The organism is Flavobacterium calami, assembly GCF_038290035.1.
In the GTDB taxonomy this organism is placed as follows: Bacteria; Bacteroidota; Bacteroidia; order Flavobacteriales; family Flavobacteriaceae; genus Flavobacterium; species Flavobacterium calami.
In genome coordinates, this window is record NZ_JBBYHS010000003.1 from 189,901 (window position 1) to 209,745 (window position 19,845).

The window sequence follows — 19,845 nt, forward strand, 5'->3', positions numbered from 1 at the left end:
AAGGGATAAACTTTTGTCTATCCCTTTTATATATTTAGAAAAAAATATTAATATCCTCCTCTGTTTCCTCCACGGTCATTTCCACCGCGGCTGTTTCCATAACCTCCTCGTGAATCTCCTCCACGGTTGTTATTGAAACTTCTTCTTTCACCTTCCGGTTTTGGCTCAGATTTATTAACAACAATTGCACGACCCTGAACAGTTGCACCATTCAATTCATCAATTGCTTTTTGAGCTTCCGCATCGTTTGGCATTTCTACAAAACCAAAACCTTTGCTTCTTCCAGTAAATTTATCAGTAATAATTTTAACAGAATCTACTGCTCCGTAAACCTCAAAAGACTCTCTTAAATCTGCTTCCTCAATACTGAATGGAAGGCTTCCAACAAAAATATTCATATATACTTATTTATAATAACGAAACAAATGTAGTCTTATTTTTCTCTAATCTACTATATATTAGTTTATTTATGTTTTTATTTTGATTTTAGGAACAAATCAAAATAAAACTTAAACTTAAAACACTTCGTCAGATATTAATGGAACTTTGTAAAAAACCCCTTCTGTAAAACTAATTTTAGGATTTTCAGCATCAGTTTCCTCTTTGTTTACAGCAGTAAATTTAAACGTTCCTGAGATTGTCTGATTTTCAGAATTAAACTCTGTAATCACAATTTGTCCGGTTCCTTTATTTCTTTCGGTATAAAATAAAGCTTGATTTTCTGATGAACTGTCTTCAAAATATGCTTTAGAAATATCATCAGTGCCAAGGGTGAAAGTTTGTTCTGTAGAAGATGCTGTTTCCAAGGTTATTTTTTCAAATCCTAAAGAGCCTTCAATAATTACATGTCCATTCTGGCTTAAATAAGCCTGATAACTCTGGGCGCTCCAGAAAACATCATTTTTTAAAGTCTGAAATGCTGTATTATTGAACTTAACATCCTCTGTGGTACATGATGGAAGCATTCCCGTCAGACAAAGCAAAAAAATCCATTTTTTCATATTGTTGTGGTATTTATCAAAAAAAGCTTAGCAAAAAAGTGTAATCAGAACATAAATAGCCAAATCCGGCCTATCTGTTTTTTAAGAAAAACTAACTAAGCATAATTATTTTAATCTGAACGTATAATTGATAAAAAAATTATATCTTTGCGCCCTTAATTAACAGAGGTCGAGTACCTCAAAATTTAATCATTAGATTATGTCAGTAAAAATTAGATTACAAAGACACGGTAAAAAAGGAAAACCTTTTTACTGGGTAGTAGCTGCAGATGCACGCTCAAAAAGAGATGGTAAATACTTAGAGAAAATCGGTACTTACAATCCAAACACTAACCCGGCAACTGTTGAGCTAAATCTTGACAGCGCAGTTAAATGGTTACACAATGGTGCACAGCCAACTGATACTGCAAGAGCTATCCTTTCTTACAAAGGTGCTTTATTGAAACACCACCTTGATGGAGGAGTTCGTAAAGGTGCTTTAACTCAAGAGCAGGCAGACGCTAAATTGAACGCCTGGTTAGAAGCAAAAACTGGAAAAGTTGATGCTAAAAAAGACGGTTTATCTAAAGCAAAAGCTGATGCGAAAGCGAAAGCTTTAAAAGCTGAGCAAGAAGTTAACGCTAAACGTGTTGCTGATGCTGCTGCTGCGCAAGCTGAAGCTAGTGCTGCTGCTGAAGCTACTGAAGAAGTGGCTGAAGTTGAAGCTACTGAAGAAGCTCCTGCTGCTGAAGAGAATAACGAAACAACTGAAGCATAATTTTTACTTAGCGGTAATGCGTAAAGAAGATTGTTTTTATTTAGGTAAGATCGCTAAAAAATTTAGTTTCAAAGGTGAAGTCCTAATCTATTTAGATACAGACGAACCTGAGTTATACGAAAATCTGGAATCAGTGTTTGTTGAACAAAACAAGCATCTGGTTCCTTTTTTTATTGAAACAAGTTCTATACACAAAGGCGATTTCTTAAGAGTTCGTTTTGAAGATGTAAATACAGAACAAGACGCAGATGCCTTAGTTGGCAGTGCTATTTATCTTCCTTTGACCATGTTACCAAAACTTACAGGTAACAAATTCTATTTTCACGAAGTTATCGGTTTTGAAATTGAAGACCAGCGTTTAGGCGTATTTGGAAAAATTATTTCTATTAACGACTCTTCTGCACAGCCCCTTTTTGAAGTTTTAAATGGTGAAGTAGAAATTTTAGTTCCAATGATTGATCATTTCCTTGTTAAAATTGACAGGGAAAACAAAAAAGTGATTATGAATCTTCCTGAAGGATTGGTGGAGATGTATCTTTAAAATTAAATTCCGAATTTTTTAAATTCCAAATTCCAATCTTAGGACAGAAATTCTAATGTTTTAAATTATAAAAATATTTGCGACTTAAAACACGAAAGAAAAAACTTATTTTTTTGCATTTTATCATATATTTACTTTCTATAGAAATTAAATAGTTGCAATTTTGATAATGAACAAACCTTATGATTTAGAAGAAAGGACTTTCTTGTTTGCAAAAGAATGTCGAATATATGTTAGAACTTTATCTAAAACTATATCAAATATTGAAGATGGAAAACAATTAGTGAGATCTTCTGGTTCTATTGGAGCAAATTACATTGAGGCAAATGAAAAATTAGGAGATAAAGATTTAATTTTCAGATTGAAAATCGCCCGAAAAGAAGCTAAAGAATCTAAATTGTGGTTACGACTATTACATGAATTAAATTCCGATCAAAGAATACTATCAGATTCCTTACTATTCGAAGTAGAAGAATTAAGAAAAATTCTATCAGCCATAATTACAAAAACAACTAAGTAGTTAATTGATATTTTAATCATACTTTTGTAACTCAAAACTATATAATTTTAATCCTTTTTACAATTAGAATTTGGAATTTCATTTTTAGAATTTTCATTTTCAGGATTGGAATTTGGAATTTAAAAAATTGGAATTTAATCTTATGTTTTCATTCAAACAATTTTCTGTTCAGCAAGACAAAACCGCTATGAAAATAGGAACAGATGGTGTTTTATTAGGCGCCTGGACTCCAATAAATCATAATCCGTTTAGCGTTTTGGATATTGGCGCAGGAACCGGAATTATTGCTTTGATGCTGGCACAGCGAACTCCGGCAGAACAGATAGATGCTCTTGAAATTGATGAAGATGCCTACGAACAAGCTGTTGAAAATTTTGAAAACTCGCCTTGGGGAGACCGCTTATTTTGTTTTCATGCCGGTCTAGATGAGTTCATTGAAGAGCCGGAAGATGACCCGAGCGATAGCGAACTGGCGCAGCAATACGACCTTATTGTTTCTAATCCGCCTTTCTACTCCGAAGATTATAAAACCGAAAGCCCCCAGCGTGATTTAGCCCGTTTTCAGGATGCTATGCCTTTTGAAGAATTGATTGAAGCTGCCGCTTTGCTACTTTCAGAAAACGGAATCTTTAGTGTAATTCTCCCTTTTAAAGAAGAAGAAAACTTTATAACTCTGGCCAAAGAAGCTGAATTATATCCAACCAAAATTACGCGTGTAAAGGGAACTCCAACCTCAGAAATTAAACGCAGTTTATTGGCTTTCAGCCGAAATGAAAATCTGGCACCCGAAATAGATGAATTAATCATCGAAACTTCACGTCACAATTATACACCAGAATACACTCAGCTGACAAAAGATTTTTATCTAAAAATGTAATCTGTTTTCTTTTTTTACTTTTTTCACCATTGCTAATAACTTCATTTACATTAGTGATTCAATTCCCTGTACAAAAAATTAAAACCTATAAATCATTACAAATCAAAATTTTAAAAGAAATTATCAATAATTATCTTATATTTAACATACTGTTTTAAATTAACACTATATAAAGAGATTTAAAATTAATTGTATGCAGACATTATCTTTTTTTCCATACAATTCTGAAACAACTTTACAAATCAACTGGTCATATACCATTGTGATTTCAGCTAATAATACCGATTTCTTTTCATCAATAATTAAAATCATGCCGACAAGGAACAGGATCGACATGCCTTATTTCTCTAACTCCCACGAACCACATTACAATTCAGGATAAAACCATTCCAAAAAAACCATGATGGTTGAGAAATAACAGTTGCAATATTATAAAAATAGTTCTAAGACGTTATCATTATGAAAAAGCTTCTACTTCTACTGCCTGTTTTTTTATTATCGATGAAGCTCATCGCCCAGATGCCAGCTGTCTCAAACAAAAAATTTTCTATGGGAAGCTACGGCCGGGCGGGGATAGCTTATAGCCTTGGAGATCCCAATTCAGAATACCCACAATCTCTCAACCTGAACGGAATGGGTTCTATTGGTGGAAGATTTGAAGAAAACGATTACTTTGAGCTCGCAGCTGCCATGCACTTTGATCCCGCTATCGCAGGCAAAGAAAAAACCAATATCAATGTTCAGGCCCGATTTGCATTTTACACCACCAAAGGCCAATTAATTGGCAATGTATCAGACAAATCAATCGGAGGAATAACAACTGCTTTACCCGAATTATACGCAGAAGCCAATAATATCATGGGCAGCGAATGGAGCGCCTGGATTGGAGCAAGATTATTCCGTGGAGAAGACATTCACATCATTGACCATTTTTATTTTGACGATCATTCCGGACAGGGAGCCGGTATAAAGTACAAAAACACTCAGCTATCTCTTATTTTTGCAGGCTCTATAGACACCACGTCAACTTTACCTCCGAACTTCTACCTCAATATTGTAAACGGAACCCCTACCCTAGGCTTACGAAACCGATACATTACCATATTGGAGCATACTCTAAAAATTAAAGAAGGCTATGTAAAACTCCTCGGAGAATTTCATCGTCTTCCTTCAGGCACCAGCGAAGATGCAGACACCAAATACAATTATCCTGCTGATTACGGTTATGTGGCAGGTGCAAAATACTACAGAAACATTTTGACCAAAATCCCTGGTTCATTTAACGCCATAAGTGCCCGCTACGGTGGCGGAATTGCCAATGGTGGCGATGGAGGAAGCAGCAGGACTTATGTCACTTATGGAGGACCGAATTTAGAAACCAACAGCTTTAAAAACGCTTTTTCGATAGCCTTTACCGAAACTTTTTTACTGAACCTCAGCCCAAATTATTCCCTAAACGGATATGCAGTTTACACGAAAAGCAGAGGAGCAAGCGACAGCCTGAACACCACCTCAGATTATTTGGGTAAGCGAATGCTGTTTAACAGGAAACAGGATATTGCCCTTGGCGCAAGAGGTACCTGGTATATCAAAAACTGGCTGCATTTATTGCATGAATTTGATTTGGCCTGGCGAAAGGATGGCACTCAGGATTATGCACAAATGACAAAATTTACCTTTGCTCCCACTCTTGTCCCAACCTCTGAACGAAGTGTCTGGGCAAGACCGCATTTTAGATTTGTATACAGTGTGGCGCGCTATAACAAATTTGCCTCACAAAACCTCTACTCGCCCTACCTCGCTCAAAGTGGACGCAAAGAGTGGGGACAATATATTGGTGCAAAAGTAGAATGGTGGATCTGGTAAAAACATTTTTACAACACTGAGTGTTAGTTTTGTTACATTTCTTTATGTAGATTTGCAATAAACAAAACTATCACACCATGAAACCCGACTTATTTCAGGCACCTGATTATTATAACCTTGATGATTTATTAACAGACGAACACAAACTGGTTCGCGAGTCTGCACGTGCATGGGTAAAGCGCGAAGTTTCTCCTATCATAGAAGAATATGCCCAAAGAGCCGAATTTCCTAAGCAAATTATAAAAGGACTCGGAGAAATAGGCGGATTTGGTCCATATATTCCGGCAGAATATGGAGGAGCCGGCTTAGACCAGATTTCATACGGATTGATAATGCAGGAAATTGAACGCGGGGATTCAGGCGTACGATCTACCTCATCTGTGCAGTCTTCTTTGGTGATGTACCCAATCTGGAAATACGGTAACGAAGAACAACGTCTGAAATATTTACCAAAACTGGCGACAGGAGAATTCATGGGTTGTTTTGGTTTAACAGAACCTGACCACGGTTCTGACCCGGGAAGTATGATTACCAATTTTAAAGACATGGGCGATCATTATCTTTTAAATGGTGCCAAAATGTGGATCTCAAATGCGCCGTTCGCCGATATTGCAGTGGTTTGGGCAAAAAATGAAGAAGGTCGTATTCACGGATTAATTGTAGAACGCGGTATGGAAGGCTTTACAACACCTGAAACACATAATAAATGGTCCCTTCGTGCATCATCTACAGGCGAATTGATTTTTGACAACGTAAAAGTTCCCAAAGAAAACTTATTACCCAACAAATCCGGATTAGGCGCTCCGCTTGGCTGTTTAGATTCTGCACGTTACGGAATTGCCTGGGGAGCAATCGGAGCAGCAATGGACTGTTACGACACAGCCTTGCGTTATGCCAAAGAAAGAATTCAGTTTGGAAAACCTATTGGAGGAACACAATTGCAACAGAAAAAATTAGCCGAAATGATTACAGAAATCACAAAAGCTCAATTATTAACCTGGCGTCTGGGTGTTTTGCGAAACGAAGGGAAAGCAACTACCGCACAAATCTCAATGGCAAAACGAAATAACGTAGACATGGCAATTCATATTGCCAGAGAAGCCAGACAAATGCTTGGCGGAATGGGAATTACAGGCGAATATTCGATCATGCGACACATGATGAATCTCGAAAGTGTTATTACCTACGAAGGCACTCATGACATTCATTTATTGATTACCGGAATGGATGTCACTGGGATTCCAGCATTTAAATCATAAACTTCTATTAAAATATATTGAAAATCAATACAAAAAGCTTCTTCTAATCGGGAAGCTTTTTTATATTTACCAAAAATACCACCTTTTATGAATATTGAAACCATCAACAATCGCATTCAGCCTCAAAAGGATGTGCTTTTGCAGCATTCTTTGTACAATAAAATTCAAAGCATTGATGACTTACACCGTTTTTTAGAAAGTCATGTTTTTGCTGTCTGGGACTTTATGTCATTATTGAAGGCTTTACAGGCTAAACTTACCTGCACAACTACTCCGTGGTTTCCAACAAAAAATCCCGAAACCCGATATTTAATCAATGAAATTGTTCTTGCCGAAGAAACCGACCTGACTATTGACGGAAGAAGACAAAGCCACTACGAAATGTATTTCGAAGCGATGGAAGATTGTGGCGCTGATACTACAGCAATCAACAAATTTTTATCAGAAGTAAATTCGCTACATAATATTTTTGTGGCCATCAAACAAAGTTCGTTGCATCCGGATGTAAAATCTTTCTTAGACTTTACTTTCAGGGTTATTGAACAGGGAAAACCGCACGAAATTGCCGCTGCATTTACTTTTGGAAGAGAAGATTTGATTCCGGCCATGTTTACCGAAATCTTAACGAACTTTCAAAAAAACCTTCCTGAAGTAGATCTAACGAAACTGCTTTATTATTTCGAAAGACATATCGAGTTGGACGCCGACGAACACGGACCAATGGCCATGAAAATGATTACCGATTTATGTGGAGAGGATGCGCAAAAATGGAAAGAAGTTGAAGAAATATCAATCCTTGCCCTTGAAAAACGTATCGGTCTTTGGAACGCCATCGAAGAAGAAATTCTGTTAAAAACAGAAATGGTTTAAATTTAGGCAGCAGAAATTTAGTTTTCAAAACACCCTTAGTCCCGCTATCCATTTTATCTTTTGTGGCGAACCCCGCCACAAAAGGATATCATTTCTATCGGGGCTAGATTAGAGGTTTTTCAATTAAAGAACGTATTTTATTTACATTGACGGAGGTGGAGGTGGAGCCGAAAGATGCCCTAAATCACCAAAGTCTAAAACTTTTTTTGTTGGGAGAAATTTTAATTTGGCATTTATTTGTTTTAATGAACCTATGAATATTTTAAGCTCTTTTGGAAATTTATTTCCATATAAAGAAATCTTTTTTCGCTTATCTCCCATAGAAATCCCCAAAACATAAGCCTGACGATCATACAAATGCTCTTCTGTGTAAATACTATCAAACTTTGTAAAATCTATTCCGTTAAATAATTTAATAAGTTCTTCTCTTTCTTCTGATTTTAGGATTGCATAAGCGTTTTCTATTGGATATGGATCACTTTTATGAGCATAAATCGTATCGCTTTTTGCAAATTTTATTGAATTGATCTGAAGTGAATCTGCTAAAGTAAAAACAAAATTATCAAAAGGAAATGGCCTGGCTTCCTGATTATCAGAAGACAATGACTTAACTTCCTGATCTTCCAAAGGTAATGATCTGACTTCTTGTTTTTTAGAGCAGGAAATTACTATGAATAGAAAGTTTAAAAGTATAATTTGTTTTTTCATAACCCGTTGGGTGAAATTAAAATAAGTGTCAGGCAGAGCGGAGTCGAAGCCCTTTTGAGTTTTTTAAGCCTTCGACTCCGCTCAGGATGACATCAATTCTTTACGTTATAAATAATGTTTTACTTGCTATTTTATATTTTTAATTCATTTTAAATCAATTTCACCCAACGGGTTTTTCATAATATTAAAATATAAAATAATTCGTATCGATCATGCAGCTTTCTTAGATTTCCAAATAAAACCATCAAGCAAATAATGCGTAAACTGTGGCACACTCAACAGAGGAACCAACACAAACTGCCAGCCCGAGAAATCAAAATTACTGACGGAGATATTTTCATTCCACACAAAAAACTCCCAAAGAAATTCTTCTGAAAAAGCAATTATCAATAAAATCAGTCCATAAATAAATACGGCATTGTAACTTTTCAAAAAGCTAAAAATGCCTGATCCGTTATCAACTTTGCTTTCTACTTCTCTAAAATAAACCAATGCCATGTACGGAATTCCGTGTGAGACTACGTTAAGCAAAGTAAAAACAAGATCATCATTAAAATAGACAATTCCGAAATACCAGGACAAAGCTGTTCCTAAGATAATGCTGTTTTTGGGTATGTTAAAAAAGCGGTTTTTAATCGAAATAAAGGCGGTACGAGCTGCATACAATATTAAAATTCCGATGTAAATCCAAAACAAAATATTCAGTAAGTTTTGGTTCTCAAAATGAAAAAATTCATCTTCAACAAACCAGTTAAATTTTCTGTTAGGAGATAAAAACCAGAACAGCATCGGGTAAACGGTTGCCGCATAAATCGCCAGATTATCAATTATGACTGAAGTCTTCTTTTTTTCTTCATTACGGGCATACAAACGCATAAAACCATATTGCTGTCTGATGAAATGAAAGACCGCTACATAAGCCAGAAAAGACCAAAAAACCAAGCTCCCAAAAGAAAACAAAATCATGCTTATCACAAAACAAACAATTGGCAGGAGAATTAGTAATTTCTTCTTTTTCTGAAATTCATCTGCAACAAAATAGGTTTTAAACAAAGTCGCATAAACGTGGGCTACGTCTATAAAAACAATTAAAAAAAGCCAGGTATAAAAAGAATAATCATTTTCGATTTCAGTTATGTAATCCTGAAACATAAAAATGATTGTCAGCACAAAAAATGACGGTCCAATGATAAACAGTAAATCTGTTTTGGCTCTATGAATCCAGGGTTGCATCATTTAAAATTTGGTTTACAGCATTAATTCCCTGATGAAAAGCTTCTTCAAAAATGGAGATTCCGGACAGGTCGGTGTGCGCAAAATAGATTCGGTTTTCGATGTTTTTTGCCGCATTCTCTTTGGCCTGACCAAAAATAAAATCCGGTACTGGCGAAATCATTCCGTGCCCTAAAATAAAAACTTCCATTTCCTCAGTATATTCTTCAATATCCGGATGCGCAATTTTCAGATCGTCAAAAACGACCTGTTTCCAGTATTCTTTGTCTTTTTTATAGATTTCTTTTCGGGTTTTCTTCAAATCCCCTGATGAAAAACTATAATAATAGGTAATTACCTTTTTCTCCTGAACCTGATTTAATGTCTGATGCTGTGCATACACATAACCCAAACCTTTCGCGTCATAAATCACATTATCCCACGAAAGCGGAAAACTGAAATTGTCCGACAAATCATTTACCGTTAAAGTAGCCAGAAGCCAGGGCGTGTAATGAAATGCCTTTGTAAACTCTTTACGGTTTTTTATTAAATACTGATTGACAAACTGCGGTGTTGCCATAATAACTTTGTCTGCAATGATTTCTACTGAAACTTTTTTAACATCATCAAATGCTTTGGCAACCACTTTATTATTTTCCACTTTTACCTCATAAACCAAATGGTTTTTCAGGGTTTTCTTTTCAGTATATTTTTTAAGATGACCGGCTAATCTGGCATTTCCTTCCGGCCATGTTAAAACGCTGTCGTTTTTATCAGCAACCGAATCCTGTTTTCTTCCGGCAAAATAATGAATTCCGGCCCAGGCAGAAACGAATTCAATTCCTAATCCAAAATCATCTTTACAACAATAATCGATATAATTGAATAAAGGTTTCGATTTGAAATTATTGTTTTCGAACCATTTTTGCATCGTTATTTTATCCAGATTTCGGGCATTTTCATCTTCCGAAGAAAGGTACATCGGAATATCGAATAAGTACTTTTGATCTGCTCCTTTCGCAATTCGGAATGCATCCATTTCTTTAAAGAATCGTATAAAATCCTTATCATCTTCAACCGAATTTCCTTCTTTTGGAACCACGCCTTCCTGCCAGTTATTTTTGTAAAACAATCTTTCGTCAGGCGCAAAAGTCAATTGCAGTTCATCGAAAACCGGAAGACCTTTTTCGCTATAACCAAGGATTATTTTTTCTTCTTCCAGGAAATGCAGCAGTTCTTTATCCTCGAAATTGGGAAGAGGCAAATAATGTGCTCCTAATGGATATTTTGAATACTTATTTTGACCGTTTGAAGAGTTTCCGCCCAGATGATCTGCCATTTCAAGGAGCAAAAAATCTGAAATCCCTTTTTTATGAAACTGGCGGGCTGCACTCAAACCCGAAATACCGCCTCCGATTATTAAATACGGAATCTGAATTTGCGCTGTCGCCTTCGGGAAATCTTTAATCCATAGCCGATGCCCCAAAAGATGGTTGGTCCCTGATAACCGAATCATCAGAATAGCTATTTTATCGGAACAAAACTGTAAAAACGGAATTAAAAGCAATGAAGCTCCAATTCCTTTTACGAAATTTCGTCTTCCCTTATTGCAATTTTCCCCACTCTTCATCAAAATAGCGCACTAAAATCTGGTTATCCAAACGATTGATTTCTATTTGGTTAGAAATCATATCGTTGGTAAAATAATTGAATCTATCGAACTGATAATTGTAGAATTTCAAATCCGAAACTTGTCTTTTTACATCGTTAAAAGTGGTTCCGAAACCGTTTATAGCAATCGTATACCCCCATTCTCCAAACGATGGCACATAGGCATGATACGCATCAACCTGAGGAAAAACCTGCATGACTGTTTTATTGATACACCAAAACGATTTTGGTGCAAAATAAGGCGAAGTAGTCTGAATTACGACTGCAGCATCAGGCTGTAAAATGGTTTTTATAGTTTGATAAAAGTTCAAAGAATACAACTTTCCTAAACTGTAATTGGAAGGATCCGGAAAATCGATAATGACAACATCAAACTTCTCCTTACAGCTTTTTGCCCAAATGTAAGCGTCGGTATTTATAACTGTAACTTTTGAGTTATTTAACGAATTCTGATTGAAATTACTCAATACCTTATTCGTTTTGAAAAGCTTTGTCATTCCTTCATCCAAATCGACCAGAGTCACTTTTTGAACGTCTTTGTATTTTAATATTTCACGAACTGCCAAACCATCTCCACCGCCCAAAACCAAAACGTTTTTTACATTTTTGGCGATTGACATTGCGGGATGCACCAAAGCTTCGTGATATCGGTATTCATCGGCAGAACTAAACTGCAGATTGTTGTTTAAATACAGTCGATAGTCACTTTTGTTATGCGTTAAAACAATTCGCTGATATGGAGTTGTATTCGTATAAATAATATTTTCTCCATACAATTTGCCTTCAGAATAAGCCAGAATAGAATCTGAAAAAACAAAAACGCTCAGCAAAAGCAGAAATGAAAAGATGGCTTTTACTCTTAAAAAATAAGGCTTTTTTAATTCTTGCTTCAAAAGAAAACATAAAACAATGGCAATGCTCACATTGATCATTCCGAAGAAAAGCGATGTTCCCATGATGCCTAATTTCGGCACCAAAACCAACGGAAACAATATCGATGCCAGTAAGGCTCCGATATAATCAAACGTAAAAACATTTGAAACCAGATCTTTGAATTCGACTCTGTCTTTTAAAATATTCATTAAAAGCGGAATCTCCAATCCGACCAGAAATCCGGTTACAAAAACAAATAAATACAGTATAAACTGAAAAGATGTGACGCTTTCGAACAGTAAAAATAAAACTACCGAACTCAATCCGCCGATCAGTCCCACCAATATCTCGATTTCAACAAAAGTGTTGAGCAGATTTTTATGGAAAAACTTTGAAAAAAAGGAGCCGATACCCATCGAAAACAGGTAAACTCCAATAATAAACGAAAATTGTTTTACCGAATCGCCCAATAAATAACTTGCCAGCGTTCCTGCAACCAATTCGTAAATTAGTCCGCAGGTGGCGATTATAAATACGGCAAACAGTAAAAGAAATTCAAACCTGAGAAACTTTTTACCCATGAATTGCGGCACTAATAATCATGGAGATTCCAATGATAAAAGCTGCCAGAACAATTGCTACAGCAACATTATTTTTTTCTACAACTTCTTTCCATGTGCTTTCCGGAGTCAGTTTTTCGATGATAAAGTATCCGATTAATAAAATAACTATTCCTAAAAAAGAATAAATTATTGAGTTCACTATTGGCTGTGCGTGTATAAGTTCCATATTGTTAAATTTTATTTGTGATAAAAACGGTTATAGGATGTACGGCTTCCCGCAGACTTGTAAGTTTCAGTAGATTCGCAGTCGCAAATTCGGTTTCCTGCCATTGCAAAATACACGTAAACTCCAAAACAAAAGAGTCCGATTGCTACTGCAGCAATATTATTGTATATAAAATCCGAAATTCTTTTCATATTAACTTATTCGTATGTAGAGTACGAGCTGTCTGCCCATCTCTCTTTTTCAAATTGATTTTTAAAAAAACGTATGATGAAGAAAATTACAACCATACCGATAATCACTATCCAGGCATTTCGGTTTGAAGGTTCGTTCCAGACTACATTTACCTGCATTTCGCTGTTAGAAAGATCTTCCGGCGCTTTCATTGGTGTAATCAAAAGGTGATATTTCCCTCCTTTTACACCACAAATATTAAACTTTTCAGACTGGCTCCCTTCTGTCCAGGATTCTCCATCCGAATAACCATAATAATATTCGATGTCTTTGTTGGCGTAAATTTCGTCATTGGTATCTTCATTCACTAATGCAACATTTAAATTTGCCCATGAATTATTGACCCCTGTTGAAACCTTAATAGTCAACGGAGCTGAAGCACCATTAAGTACAAATGAAGGACTCGTAACTTCTTTATTATCAAATTCGCTGAATTTAATCGTACTATTAAAAACATTCTGCTCTACCTGATCTTTGTAAATATACCAGTTTGAAGTTATGATCAGCAAAGCAAAAAGGCAGAAAATAACAGCCGTATTTCTAAGGTCAAAACGGTAGGGCTGAATCATACTGACTCCTGACTGATACGGCAGTGTGATTCCCGGAAAAGCTTTCTTTATTTCGCTTTTTCTGATATATTCTCCATGAAAAGCCGTTTGCACATTGTTCATTTTTTCTACCGAAACGATGTATGGCGGATTTATAAATTCAGCAAGATGTGTCAATCTGTTAACCGGAATCTCAAAATCAAAAAATCCCTGTGCATTCACTATTTCTGCATCTGAGTGTTCAAATAAATCATAATCCTTACCATCATAATTCAGAACTTTGGTGCGTTTTTTTAAATCATCAATCTTTTCCATTTCGGTAAGCATCATCCAATGCCCGTTTGAAAGCGACAAATAAAGAAACTCTTTGGCTTCATTTTGCAGAATAAACTCTGTCCATCTATAATCAGGATGCACTTTTTTTCTCAAAATACCAGTCACTTTATATTGGCTTCCTTTTAAAAAACCAGTATCGCCAATAGCCAGCGGAATAACCTCTGATTCCGCTTTATATTGTGACTTTCTGCGAAATTTACCTTCATCGTCAGCTACATATAAGCTTCGGCAATTTGGACAGACAAAATTGAGTACTTCAAAACCAACCTCTAATTCGGTTTCTGTATTACAATCGTAACAAGGAATTTTCATGATCTATCGGTTAATTTCAAAATCCTTAATAATTTTCGCTTCAAAATAGGAGATATAATCTGCCACTACACTGCGCACCTTATGCGAGTTATCCTGAAGATAATTACACAAATAAACATCCAAAGTAAGCTGATTGTATTCTGGCCAGGTGTGTATACAAATATGCGATTCCTTGAGGCAGAACGAAATCGTAAAACTGCTGTTTTCAAAATCATGCACCACTACTCCAACCTTCTCTAAACCGTACTTCTCTAAAATAGAATTTGTTACCATAACAAAATCATTACTGGCTGTAAGTCTCTCTGTTTTATCGACATGTAAAGTAACCAGTTTATGCAGTCCCGGCGAATAAGGAGGTAAATCCATTCAATTATTTATATAACTCAGGCGCCAAATATATACTATTTTTTCTAATAAAATAATGTAAAAATATATTTCTGGAAATCATTTATCGATTCACGAACCACGGCTATGTAATTGAGTTTTTTGAATTTTCAGGCAGCAGAAATTTGGTTTTCAAAACACCCTTGGTCCCGCTATCCATTTTATCTTTTGTGGCGAACCCCGCCACAAAAGGATATCATTTCTATCGGGGCTGAATTAGAGGTTTTAGTTTCTTCAAGAACTAAAAAACTCCGTAATCTCTAATATTGAAATTACGGAGTTTTATTTCGCAGAAAGGAAGGGATTCGAACCCTCGATACAGTTACCCATATACTAGCTTTCCAGGCTAGCTCCTTCAACCACTCGGACACCTTTCTATTTTGGTTTGCAAATAACATGAAAAAAAACGAGTTAGAAAAACAATTTATGCTTTTTAAATACTTTTTCTGAATTCTTCGATAAATAACTTCACGGCTTTCTTTTGATAAGCACCATCAATGGTCAATATAAACGACTCGCGCTGTGTTTGTACACCCGTAATCTGAATGGTTTTTAAACTGTCCCAGTCTTTCATCGCCTTTTCTGTTACTATTGTCGCCCAATCACTGTCTGCAACTAAGCGCAATAGAGCGTGAACCGCATTTAGCTCAATGGAAACTTTTGGTTTCATGTTGTTTTTTAAAAATAATTCGTCTAAAAATTCCCTTGAATTAAATCCTCTGACAGGCAAAATAAGCGGAATGTCCTCTATTTTTTTAAATGCAATTTTATCTAAAACCGCCAGCGGATGCTTAGTTGAAACCGCCATAATCAATTTGGAAGTAAATAATGGAATTTTTTGAAAAGGAAGCTTAATTTCATTCGAAGAAATTACCAAAACCAAATCTAATTCATTGTTTAATAATTTTTGTTCCAAAGGCTCTGTGGTACCATATTCTACTACAATTTTTAAATTCGGATAGGTTTTGGCAAACGAATTGACAACCGGCAACACCAAAAGCCCAAATATATAGGTTACGCCAATTCGCAATTCCCCACCAATCATTTCATTTAAATCTTCAATGGCCTGTTTGCCGTTTTCTACATTTTCGATGATTTGTCTGGCATGAATTAAAAATACCGCCCCAGCCTCAGTCAATTGTACCTTTTTTCCAATCCTCACAAACAAAGGCATTCCGAGTTCTTCTTCCAGTTTTTTTATTTGTTGTGACAATCCGGATTGGGTTACAAAACACAATTCGGCCGCTTTTGTAAAATGCAAAACTTCAGCAGTTTTGATAAAATATTGCAATTGATAGATTTCCATGTTGATAAGTTTCACTACTTATTTTAAGTAAAATTATTAATTTTTCTAATGTAATCATAATCCCGAACTTTGTAACAAATATTCAGAGTTATGTTTAAAGCGTTAAAATCAAGAAACTTCAAATTATTTTTTTACGGGCAATCTGTTTCTGTTATCGGAACCTGGCTTCAAAAAACTGCGGTAAGTTGGATGGTTTACAGCATTACAGGATCAGTGTTTTTATTAGGACTGGCTACTTTTTTGAGTATGATTCCTTCCTTATTTCTGGCTCCTCTCGCCGGAAGCATTATTGGAAGATACGACCGTCATAAAAGTATGATCTTATTGCAATCGCTAGCCATGCTACAGGCCGGTGCATTAGCCTTGCTGATTTATTTAAAAATATACAACATCAATTATATTTTGGCTTTAAGCCTGATACAAGGAATTATCAACTCCTTTGATATGACCTGCAGGCAGACTATGATGGTCGATATTGTAGACAGCAAAGAGGATCTGCCCAATGCAGTTGCATTAAATTCTACCCTTACAAATTTTGCCCGAATAGCAGGTCCTGCGCTTGCCGGTATCATTTTGCATCAATATGGAGAAGATATTTGTTTTATTGGAAACTTCCTGAGTTACATTCCGGTTCTGGTTTCTTTGTTATTAATGAAAATTGAGCCACATATCAAAGCGACTAATAAACTTAATATGCTCGAAGATTTTATAGAAGGTTTGGAATATGTAAAAAAAGAAACCGAAATGGCCAGAATGTTGCTGATGCTCATGTGCAGCAGTTTGTTTGTAATCTCTTTTAATACCCTGATGCCAGTTTTTGCAAAAGATATTTTCAGCGGAAATGCTCAGACATTCAGCTGGTTCGAAAGTGCCGCAGGTATTGGCTCAATCCTTTCTGCTATTTATCTTGCAAATCTGAAAACAGCTGCTAAAATCAATAAAATAATGATTTCTGCGACTTTTTTGTTAGGCTGCAGCATTCTTGTCTTGTCGTATTCGAGCAATTTAATGGTTGCGCTGTTTTGTATGACCTTGAGCGGTGTTGGTATGATGGGGCAAACTTCCTCAATCAACATTTACATTCAGACACAAAGTACGGTAAATATGCGTTCCAGAAGTATTAGCTACTATATGATGGCGTATCAGGGAATGATTCCTGTGGGAAGTTTGATTATTGGCTATGTTTCCCACATCATCGGAACCCGAAATACTGTTGCGATTCAGGGAATAATATGCATCATTTCTGTAATTATTTATCTGTATTACAAAAAACAAAAAACAGTTGAAGAAGTAAAGACTTGTGCGGTTACTTATAGAAATCCTAAAAATTAATTTCGATATTTTAAATTGCTTCGCCTTTTCGCTATCGCTCGGGTTCAAATTCCAATTATCACAAACTTGTCATTTCGAGGAACGAGAAATCACACTAGAAACTCCATAAAGTTATGCCTCCAATCTTTGTCGAATCCCGAGTGTGATTTCTCCCTCTGGTCGAAATGACAACTACGCTTGAAATTCATCAAAAAAAGAAATTCTAAACCTTATACATCCTGCAAAAATTGGAATTTAATTTTACGAAATCTCACCACGCAAAGACATCTCAAAAATAGTTTTAAATTCATTTTGCGGAATCTCAACCGTATGTCCCAACAAATACATTAGTTTAGTGATAGCTGCTTCTGTCGTAATATCTTTACCGGAAATCACGCCCAAGGATTTCAAAGCCGTACTGGTTTCATATTGCCCCATATTTACGCTCCCGCCGGAACATTGTGTAACATTCACGATATGCAAACCGTCCTGAATTGCTTTTTTGATTAAGTTTAAAAACCAGTCTTCTGTTGGAGCATTTCCGGCACCGTAGGTTTCCAGAACAATTCCTTTTAAATCTTTAGTAGCCAGAATCGAAGCCAGAACGGTTTCGCTCATTCCGGGAAACATTTTAATGATCGCTACCTGATTGTTCAGATTTTTATGTACAATCAGTTTTGCATCTGTTTTTACCGGAAGAAATAAATGCCGGTTTAATTTGAGATGTACGCCCGATTCTACCAGTTCAGGATAATTAGGCGCTGTAAAAGCCCTGAAATGTTCGGCGTTGACTTTTGAAGTTCGGTTTCCGCGGTATAATTTGTATTCGAAATACAGACAGACTTCAGTAATTACCGGTTTTCCGTTTTCCTGAAGCGAAGCAATCTGAATGGCTGTAATCAGGTTTTCTTTGGCATCAGTACGCAAATCTCCAATTGGCAATTGCGAGCCCGTAAATACAACAGGTTTGGCTAAATTTTCGAGCATAAAACTCAATGCCGAAGCCGAATACGACATGGTATCTGATCCGTGAAGCACTACAAAGCCGTCAAACTTATTGTAGTTTTCCTCAATAATGGTGGCAATTCTAGCCCACATTTGAGGATTCATATTCGAAGAATCAATTGGATTTTCAAAAGAAACGGTTTCGGTTTCGCAATCCAGTTGTTTGATTTCGGGGATATTTTTTAGCAATTTTCCAAAATCAAAAGCTTTAAGTGCTCCGGTTTCAAAATCTTTGCTCATTCCGATGGTTCCACCGGTATAAATTAAGAGTAATTTGGATTTAGAAGGCATTCTGGTATTTTAATTTATTCACCACAGGATTGGCATACATGGCTAAAAATCCTTGTCTTGCCACACCATTATCGGTTCCTATTCTTTTTTCTAAACGACGCTCAAAAAGCTGTTTCTCGCTTTCTTTGTACAAATGAGCGTACTGATTGGTCCCGTTTAAAATATCATAGGCAATAAAATTAGTTGGCCATAATTGGTAATTCTGTAAAATAGAATCATCTATTACTTGTGCCAAAGCCTGGATCTGCTTGTTCGAATTATCGTTTTCAGCCACAATCTGATCAATTTCAGTATCTAAAACATCTCCTACCGAAATATGAATTCTTTTTTTGGTTCCCATGATACCGCTTAAAATGGTCATGAAATCCTCATTTTTATCTTTTACGTAAACCTCATTGTTGGCTTCAGCCATTAATTGTGGCATTTTCAGCACATCAGTAGGATCGTATTCGTAGGAAATAGCAACCGGAACAATCTTTAATTTTTTGAAATAATCCATCGGATTCGCTTCATCAGAACCCATGGCGATCATTTTTAAAACTCCCGGATTGGTTTCATCGTTTCCGTCTTTGGTACGACCTTCTCGCTGTGCGATCCAAACCGAACGGTTTTCGCGAAGCAGTAACTGCCCCATGTATTCTGCCAGCAATTTTGAACTTTGCAGCATTTCTCTTGGCGTTAAACCTCTTAATACCAAAAAGTTTCTGTTTAGTTTTGCCAGAGTGCTCAAAAATGCTTTTTTAACCAGATTATCACCGATTGCGGATGCCGTCATAACCAAACTATGTTCGAAAAGACAAACATTTAGTAAAGTCGTATCCAGCAAAATATCGCGGTGATTGGATATAAATAAATAAGGTGTATTTTTTTCTAACTTATCAAAACCCGAAGTCGTGAGTCCTTCTGAACTTTTATCGAGTACCTTTTGAATCGTCTGATAAATAAAATTGCATTGAAAATCACGTATTGAGTGTGTTTTCTTTAATTGTTCTTTCCAGACTTCATCATCTAATTCCGGAAAAGTAAAATTCATCATGGTTTTCATCATCGGATGATTGGCAACTCCATGAAGCGCTTCATTTACTTCAGAATCATAAAATGGTCTAATAGCGTCAAATTTCTGCATTATAAGTATCAATTTAGGTGGGCAAAAGAACAAAAAAAAAATTAAAGTATT

General features: G+C 36.0%; 22 protein-coding genes and 1 tRNA gene. 9 read left to right on the forward strand and 14 right to left on the reverse strand.

Features of this window, described 5'->3' with window-relative positions; all coding sequences use genetic code 11:
• Nucleotides 1-47 precede the first annotated feature (47 nt).
• On the reverse strand, nt 48-398 hold the full coding sequence (locus tag AAEO57_RS03775) for an RNA recognition motif domain-containing protein (protein ID WP_341689634.1): 351 nt from the start codon (nt 396-398) through the stop codon (nt 48-50).
• Between the two features lie 117 nt (nt 399-515).
• On the reverse strand, nt 516-1,001 hold the full coding sequence (locus tag AAEO57_RS03780; RefSeq protein WP_341689636.1) for a DUF6252 domain-containing protein: 486 nt from the start codon (nt 999-1,001) through the stop codon (nt 516-518).
• Between the two features lie 199 nt (nt 1,002-1,200).
• Here AAEO57_RS03780 and AAEO57_RS03785 point away from each other — a divergent pair, with 199 nt between their 5' ends.
• From AAEO57_RS03785 to AAEO57_RS03820, 8 genes are all read left to right on the forward strand, one after another.
• Entirely contained in the window at nt 1,201-1,758 is a 558-nt protein-coding gene (locus tag AAEO57_RS03785) for a 30S ribosomal protein S16 (protein ID WP_341689638.1), read from the forward strand.
• Between the two features lie 16 nt (nt 1,759-1,774).
• Entirely contained in the window at nt 1,775-2,299 is a 525-nt protein-coding gene (rimM, locus tag AAEO57_RS03790) for a ribosome maturation factor RimM (RefSeq protein WP_341689640.1), read from the forward strand.
• Between the two features lie 169 nt (nt 2,300-2,468).
• Nucleotides 2,469-2,819 (forward strand): four helix bundle protein, encoded by a 351-nt coding sequence (locus tag AAEO57_RS03795; RefSeq protein WP_341689641.1) that lies wholly within the window; start codon nt 2,469-2,471, stop codon nt 2,817-2,819.
• A 142-nt stretch (nt 2,820-2,961) separates the two neighbouring features.
• The gene (locus AAEO57_RS03800) at nt 2,962-3,696 is read left to right on the forward strand and encodes a tRNA1(Val) (adenine(37)-N6)-methyltransferase (protein ID WP_341689643.1); all 735 of its coding nucleotides are present in this window, start codon (nt 2,962-2,964) and stop codon (nt 3,694-3,696) included.
• A gap of 193 nt (nt 3,697-3,889) precedes the next feature.
• Nucleotides 3,890-4,078, forward strand: a complete 189-nt coding sequence (locus AAEO57_RS03805; protein ID WP_341689645.1) for a hypothetical protein — start codon at nt 3,890-3,892, stop codon at nt 4,076-4,078.
• A gap of 77 nt (nt 4,079-4,155) precedes the next feature.
• Nucleotides 4,156-5,562: a carbohydrate porin gene (locus tag AAEO57_RS03810; protein WP_341689648.1), complete on the forward strand. Its 1,407-nt coding sequence runs from the start codon at nt 4,156-4,158 to the stop codon at nt 5,560-5,562.
• Nucleotides 5,563-5,639: 77 nt separating this feature from the next.
• Complete coding sequence (locus AAEO57_RS03815; RefSeq protein ID WP_341689650.1) at nt 5,640-6,821, forward strand: acyl-CoA dehydrogenase family protein; 1,182 nt, start codon at nt 5,640-5,642, stop codon at nt 6,819-6,821.
• An 87-nt stretch (nt 6,822-6,908) separates the two neighbouring features.
• Nucleotides 6,909-7,691: a DUF3050 domain-containing protein gene (locus tag AAEO57_RS03820; protein WP_341689652.1), complete on the forward strand. Its 783-nt coding sequence runs from the start codon at nt 6,909-6,911 to the stop codon at nt 7,689-7,691.
• 141 nt (nt 7,692-7,832) lie between these two features.
• Here AAEO57_RS03820 and AAEO57_RS03825 read toward each other — a convergent pair whose 3' ends face one another.
• The 10 genes from AAEO57_RS03825 to AAEO57_RS03870 all read right to left on the reverse strand — a co-directional run bounded on the left by AAEO57_RS03825 (nt 7,833) and on the right by AAEO57_RS03870 (nt 16,061).
• A complete protein-coding gene (locus tag AAEO57_RS03825; protein ID WP_341689654.1) occupies nt 7,833-8,399 on the reverse strand; it encodes a hypothetical protein in 567 nt (188 codons plus the stop codon).
• Between the two features lie 210 nt (nt 8,400-8,609).
• Nucleotides 8,610-9,635: a hypothetical protein gene (locus tag AAEO57_RS03830; protein WP_341689656.1), complete on the reverse strand. Its 1,026-nt coding sequence runs from the start codon at nt 9,633-9,635 to the stop codon at nt 8,610-8,612.
• The gene (locus AAEO57_RS03835) at nt 9,613-11,241 is read right to left on the reverse strand and encodes an NAD(P)/FAD-dependent oxidoreductase (RefSeq protein ID WP_341689658.1); all 1,629 of its coding nucleotides are present in this window, start codon (nt 11,239-11,241) and stop codon (nt 9,613-9,615) included. Before AAEO57_RS03835 ends, AAEO57_RS03830 begins: the two co-directional genes overlap by 23 nt.
• Nucleotides 11,216-12,736: a polyamine aminopropyltransferase gene (locus AAEO57_RS03840; RefSeq protein WP_341689659.1), complete on the reverse strand. Its 1,521-nt coding sequence runs from the start codon at nt 12,734-12,736 to the stop codon at nt 11,216-11,218. Before AAEO57_RS03840 ends, AAEO57_RS03835 begins: the two co-directional genes overlap by 26 nt.
• Nucleotides 12,729-12,944, reverse strand: a complete 216-nt coding sequence (locus AAEO57_RS03845) for a DUF350 domain-containing protein (RefSeq protein WP_341689661.1) — start codon at nt 12,942-12,944, stop codon at nt 12,729-12,731. The genes AAEO57_RS03840 and AAEO57_RS03845 overlap by 8 nt, the downstream gene beginning before the upstream one ends.
• Nucleotides 12,945-12,955: 11 nt before the next feature.
• Complete coding sequence (locus AAEO57_RS03850) at nt 12,956-13,135, reverse strand: hypothetical protein (protein WP_341689663.1); 180 nt, start codon at nt 13,133-13,135, stop codon at nt 12,956-12,958.
• A 6-nt stretch (nt 13,136-13,141) separates the two neighbouring features.
• The gene (locus AAEO57_RS03855; RefSeq protein WP_341689665.1) at nt 13,142-14,371 is read right to left on the reverse strand and encodes a DUF4178 domain-containing protein; all 1,230 of its coding nucleotides are present in this window, start codon (nt 14,369-14,371) and stop codon (nt 13,142-13,144) included.
• A gap of 3 nt (nt 14,372-14,374) precedes the next feature.
• Entirely contained in the window at nt 14,375-14,737 is a 363-nt protein-coding gene (locus AAEO57_RS03860) for an S-adenosylmethionine decarboxylase family protein (protein WP_341689667.1), read from the reverse strand.
• A gap of 308 nt (nt 14,738-15,045) precedes the next feature.
• Nucleotides 15,046-15,132 (reverse strand) — tRNA-Ser (locus AAEO57_RS03865).
• Nucleotides 15,133-15,188: 56 nt separating this feature from the next.
• Nucleotides 15,189-16,061: a LysR substrate-binding domain-containing protein gene (locus AAEO57_RS03870; RefSeq protein ID WP_341689668.1), complete on the reverse strand. Its 873-nt coding sequence runs from the start codon at nt 16,059-16,061 to the stop codon at nt 15,189-15,191.
• Between the two features lie 90 nt (nt 16,062-16,151).
• Between AAEO57_RS03870 and AAEO57_RS03875 the strand changes: the two genes are divergently transcribed.
• Complete coding sequence (locus AAEO57_RS03875) at nt 16,152-17,393, forward strand: MFS transporter (protein WP_341689670.1); 1,242 nt, start codon at nt 16,152-16,154, stop codon at nt 17,391-17,393.
• A 240-nt stretch (nt 17,394-17,633) separates the two neighbouring features.
• Here AAEO57_RS03875 and AAEO57_RS03880 read toward each other — a convergent pair whose 3' ends face one another.
• Both AAEO57_RS03880 and AAEO57_RS03885 read right to left on the reverse strand, forming a co-directional pair.
• The gene (locus tag AAEO57_RS03880; RefSeq protein ID WP_341689672.1) at nt 17,634-18,668 is read right to left on the reverse strand and encodes an asparaginase; all 1,035 of its coding nucleotides are present in this window, start codon (nt 18,666-18,668) and stop codon (nt 17,634-17,636) included.
• The gene (locus tag AAEO57_RS03885) at nt 18,658-19,794 is read right to left on the reverse strand and encodes a 1-acyl-sn-glycerol-3-phosphate acyltransferase (protein WP_341689674.1); all 1,137 of its coding nucleotides are present in this window, start codon (nt 19,792-19,794) and stop codon (nt 18,658-18,660) included. The genes AAEO57_RS03880 and AAEO57_RS03885 overlap by 11 nt, the downstream gene beginning before the upstream one ends.
• Nucleotides 19,795-19,845: the final 51 nt, after the last annotated feature.

What these genes read in the sequence shown, in the direction of transcription:
- AAEO57_RS03775 (WP_341689634.1), bottom strand. Translation starts at nt 398, where the DNA reads ATGAATATTTTTGTTGGAAGCCTTCCATTCAGTATTGAGGAAGCAGAT.
- AAEO57_RS03780 (WP_341689636.1), bottom strand. Translation starts at nt 1,001, where the DNA reads ATGAAAAAATGGATTTTTTTGCTTTGTCTGACGGGAATGCTTCCATCA.
- AAEO57_RS03785 (WP_341689638.1), top strand. Translation starts at nt 1,201, where the DNA reads ATGTCAGTAAAAATTAGATTACAAAGACACGGTAAAAAAGGAAAACCT.
- rimM (WP_341689640.1), top strand. Translation starts at nt 1,775, where the DNA reads ATGCGTAAAGAAGATTGTTTTTATTTAGGTAAGATCGCTAAAAAATTT.
- AAEO57_RS03795 (WP_341689641.1), top strand. Translation starts at nt 2,469, where the DNA reads ATGAACAAACCTTATGATTTAGAAGAAAGGACTTTCTTGTTTGCAAAA.
- AAEO57_RS03800 (WP_341689643.1), top strand. Translation starts at nt 2,962, where the DNA reads ATGTTTTCATTCAAACAATTTTCTGTTCAGCAAGACAAAACCGCTATG.
- AAEO57_RS03805 (WP_341689645.1), top strand. Translation starts at nt 3,890, where the DNA reads ATGCAGACATTATCTTTTTTTCCATACAATTCTGAAACAACTTTACAA.
- AAEO57_RS03810 (WP_341689648.1), top strand. Translation starts at nt 4,156, where the DNA reads ATGAAAAAGCTTCTACTTCTACTGCCTGTTTTTTTATTATCGATGAAG.
- AAEO57_RS03815 (WP_341689650.1), top strand. Translation starts at nt 5,640, where the DNA reads ATGAAACCCGACTTATTTCAGGCACCTGATTATTATAACCTTGATGAT.
- AAEO57_RS03820 (WP_341689652.1), top strand. Translation starts at nt 6,909, where the DNA reads ATGAATATTGAAACCATCAACAATCGCATTCAGCCTCAAAAGGATGTG.
- AAEO57_RS03825 (WP_341689654.1), bottom strand. Translation starts at nt 8,399, where the DNA reads ATGAAAAAACAAATTATACTTTTAAACTTTCTATTCATAGTAATTTCC.
- AAEO57_RS03830 (WP_341689656.1), bottom strand. Translation starts at nt 9,635, where the DNA reads ATGATGCAACCCTGGATTCATAGAGCCAAAACAGATTTACTGTTTATC.
- AAEO57_RS03835 (WP_341689658.1), bottom strand. Translation starts at nt 11,241, where the DNA reads ATGAAGAGTGGGGAAAATTGCAATAAGGGAAGACGAAATTTCGTAAAA.
- AAEO57_RS03840 (WP_341689659.1), bottom strand. Translation starts at nt 12,736, where the DNA reads ATGGGTAAAAAGTTTCTCAGGTTTGAATTTCTTTTACTGTTTGCCGTA.
- AAEO57_RS03845 (WP_341689661.1), bottom strand. Translation starts at nt 12,944, where the DNA reads ATGGAACTTATACACGCACAGCCAATAGTGAACTCAATAATTTATTCT.
- AAEO57_RS03850 (WP_341689663.1), bottom strand. Translation starts at nt 13,135, where the DNA reads ATGAAAAGAATTTCGGATTTTATATACAATAATATTGCTGCAGTAGCA.
- AAEO57_RS03855 (WP_341689665.1), bottom strand. Translation starts at nt 14,371, where the DNA reads ATGAAAATTCCTTGTTACGATTGTAATACAGAAACCGAATTAGAGGTT.
- AAEO57_RS03860 (WP_341689667.1), bottom strand. Translation starts at nt 14,737, where the DNA reads ATGGATTTACCTCCTTATTCGCCGGGACTGCATAAACTGGTTACTTTA.
- AAEO57_RS03870 (WP_341689668.1), bottom strand. Translation starts at nt 16,061, where the DNA reads ATGGAAATCTATCAATTGCAATATTTTATCAAAACTGCTGAAGTTTTG.
- AAEO57_RS03875 (WP_341689670.1), top strand. Translation starts at nt 16,152, where the DNA reads ATGTTTAAAGCGTTAAAATCAAGAAACTTCAAATTATTTTTTTACGGG.
- AAEO57_RS03880 (WP_341689672.1), bottom strand. Translation starts at nt 18,668, where the DNA reads ATGCCTTCTAAATCCAAATTACTCTTAATTTATACCGGTGGAACCATC.
- AAEO57_RS03885 (WP_341689674.1), bottom strand. Translation starts at nt 19,794, where the DNA reads ATGCAGAAATTTGACGCTATTAGACCATTTTATGATTCTGAAGTAAAT.